The following is a 2990-nucleotide window of genomic DNA, read 5'->3' as shown; positions in this document are numbered from 1 at the left end:
GTTATCCCGTCTAAACTGGCCGTTTAAGCTGGCCGGATCAGCAACATCAAGTCACAATAGCTGCCAAGGCAAGGGGCAAAGCCTCTGTTTCAATGCGGGCGAATCGAGCGGGGGGCCAGACACATGATTAGTTCGCTTATGATGCGCGTAGCGGTCACGATTCTGGTACTCGGCATGATCTGGGGAATCGAGATGGGCGTCCGCCAAAGCTTTGCGCTGGCTCCAGCGCATGCGCATTTGAACCTGGTCGGCGGCGTTCTCCTGTTCGTGTTCGCACTCTACTACCGGCTGGTTCCGGCCGCCGAACAAAGCACGCTGGCGAAGTGGCAAGGCTGGTTGCACATCGTTGGCGCGATCCTATTTCCTGTTGGCGTTGCCGTTGTCATTTCCAAGGGTCAAGCCTTCATCATCCTGCCGATCATCGGCTCGCTGATCGTGCTGACGGCGGTCGCGCTGTTTGGACTGATCGTATTCCGTACCTGCCGGATTTGAGAATTCGACCACAGCCCGCGCCGCCCCCATAGCGGCGTCACTTTTCAGGCTCATCCGTGGCATAGTCGGTGGAAGCCGATTCGCGGCGCCCTCCTCCGCATCATCTGAAGAACTATGGCCAAAGCACTGAAATCAAACGCAAAAACAAAGCCGTCCAGTGACCTCTTCGAGACCACGCCGAAAGCCCGTCCGGCCGCCAAGGCAGCATCGAAACCGAGCAACGCCGAGGCCGGCTATACCGCGCGCGACATCGAGGTCCTCGAAGGACTCGAGCCGGTGCGGCGGCGGCCGGGCATGTATATCGGCGGCACCGACGAGAAGGCGCTCCATCATCTGTTCGCCGAAGTCATCGACAACTCGATGGACGAGGCGCTGGCGGGCCATGCGACCTTCATCGAAGTCGAACTCGACGCCGACGGATTTTTGACCGTCACCGACAATGGCCGTGGCATCCCCGTCGATCCACATCCGAAATTTCCGAAGAAGTCCGCACTCGAAATCATCATGTGCACGCTGCATGCGGGCGGCAAATTCGACTCGAAGGTTTACGAGACATCCGGCGGCCTCCACGGCGTCGGCATTTCCGTGGTCAATGCGCTGTCGTCGCGCCTGGAAGTCGAGGTCGCACGCAGCCAGAAACTCTACCGCATGGTATTCGAGCGCGGCCATCCGAAGGGCAAGCTCGAGGATCTCGGCAAGGTCAACAACCGCCGCGGCACCAGGACCCGCTTCAAGCCGGACGCCGAGATATTCGGCGCCAAGGCCGCGTTCAAGCCGCAGCGGCTGTTCAAGATGGCGCGCTCGAAAGCCTATCTGTTCGGCGGCGTCGAGATTCGCTGGCGGTGCGATCCCTCGCTGCTCAAGGGCATCGAGGACGTTCCGGCCGAGGACAGCTTTCACTTCCCCGGCGGTTTGAAGGATTATCTCGCCGCCGCCATCCATGCCGACACGCTAGTGCATCCGGATATTTTTTCCGGAAAGTCGGGCCGCACCGGCGCGCAGGGCGCGTGCGAATGGGCGGTCGCCTGGACGGCAGACGCCGACGGTTTTCTCTCGTCCTACTGCAACACGATTCCGACCCAGGACGGCGGCACGCATGAATCGGGCATGCGCAGCGCGCTGCTGCGCGGCTTGAAGGATCACGCCGAACGCGTCGGCCAGGGCAAGCGCGCGGCCTCCATCACCTCCGAAGACGTGATGGTGGGCGCAGCCGTGATGCTCTCGGTGTTCGTTCGCGAGCCGGAATTTCAGGGTCAGACCAAGGACCGGCTGGCGACCGCCGAAGCGCAGCGCATCGTCGAGCAGGCGATCAAGGACCCGTTCGATCACTGGCTGTCCGGCAATCCGGTACAGGCCAACAAGCTGTTGGATTTCGTCGTCGAGCGCGCCGAAGAGCGGCTGCGCCGTCGCGCCGAAAAAGAAATTTCACGCAAGACCGCGGTCAAGAAACTGCGGCTGCCCGGCAAGCTCGCCGACTGCACCGACACCGCCGCCGAAGGCTCCGAGCTCTTCATCGTCGAGGGCGACTCGGCCGGCGGTAGCGCCAAGCAGGCGCGCGATCGCAAGACGCAAGCCATCCTTCCGCTCCGCGGCAAGATTCTCAACGTCGCGTCCGCGACCAAGGACAAGCTGCTCGCCAATGCCCAGCTCGCCGATCTGATCCAGGCGATCGGCTGCGGCACCGGAGCGCAATATCGCGAAGAGGATCTGCGCTATTCGCGCATCATCATCATGACCGACGCCGACGTCGACGGCGCCCACATCGCCTCGCTCTTGATTACCTTCTTCTACCGGCAGATGCCGCGGCTGATCGATGAGGGCCACCTGTTTCTCGCCGTGCCTCCGCTGTTCCGCCTGAGCCATGGAGCCAAGACGTTCTACGCCCGCGACGAGGCACACCGGGACGCGCTGCTCAAGAGCGAATTCAACGCCAACGCGAAGGTCGATGTCAGCCGCTTCAAAGGCCTCGGCGAGATGATGCCGGCGCAGCTGAAGGAAACCACCATGGATCCCGCAAAGCGGACGCTGCTCAAGGTCGTGCTTCTGGCGGACGATCGCGAGGGCACGGCCGATTCCGTCGAACGGCTGATGGGCACCAAGGCGGAGGCCCGATTTGCGTTCATTTCGGACAAGGCGGAATTCGCCAGCGAGGACCTTCTGGACGTCTGATTCCGAAGCGTTTGGCGGATTTTCAGACGCGCCGCGATGGAACCCGAGCAGTACGGTATGACCATCCCCTTTATCGCTGATTTTAAAGCATTTTTTACTCTTAAGGCGCCGGTGGATTTTGTCGTTTTAGGCCGGGTGTGCCCCTCCGGACACAGCTTTTCAGGCAGAAACGTTTATAAATGGGGGCAGAATCGAGATTACTTCGGGCTGCGGCCCTAAACCGTTGAGGGACTGAAAATGAAGAGGTTGGTGTTGGCTCTGACCGCGGCTGCGGCGTTCTCCGGATCGGCACTCGCCGCCGACCTGCCCGCCCGCTCCTACACCAAGGC

General features: G+C 61.5%; 2 protein-coding genes. Both read left to right on the top strand.

Annotated features, from left to right (window positions below; genetic code table 11):
- The first annotated feature begins 123 nt into the window (after positions 1-123).
- Complete coding sequence (locus tag VFL62_RS26350; protein WP_325175328.1) at positions 124-492, top strand: hypothetical protein; 369 nt, start codon at positions 124-126, stop codon at positions 490-492.
- Positions 493-606: 114 nt separating this feature from the next.
- Complete coding sequence (gene parE, locus VFL62_RS26345; protein WP_325175327.1) at positions 607-2661, top strand: DNA topoisomerase IV subunit B; 2055 nt, start codon at positions 607-609, stop codon at positions 2659-2661.
- Positions 2662-2990: the final 329 nt, after the last annotated feature.

It is taken from the genome of Bradyrhizobium sp., assembly GCF_035701725.1.
Lineage (GTDB): Bacteria > Pseudomonadota > Alphaproteobacteria > Rhizobiales > Xanthobacteraceae > Bradyrhizobium.
Note: the sequence above shows the minus strand (reverse complement) of the source record. Positions and strands in the feature narration are given on the sequence as shown.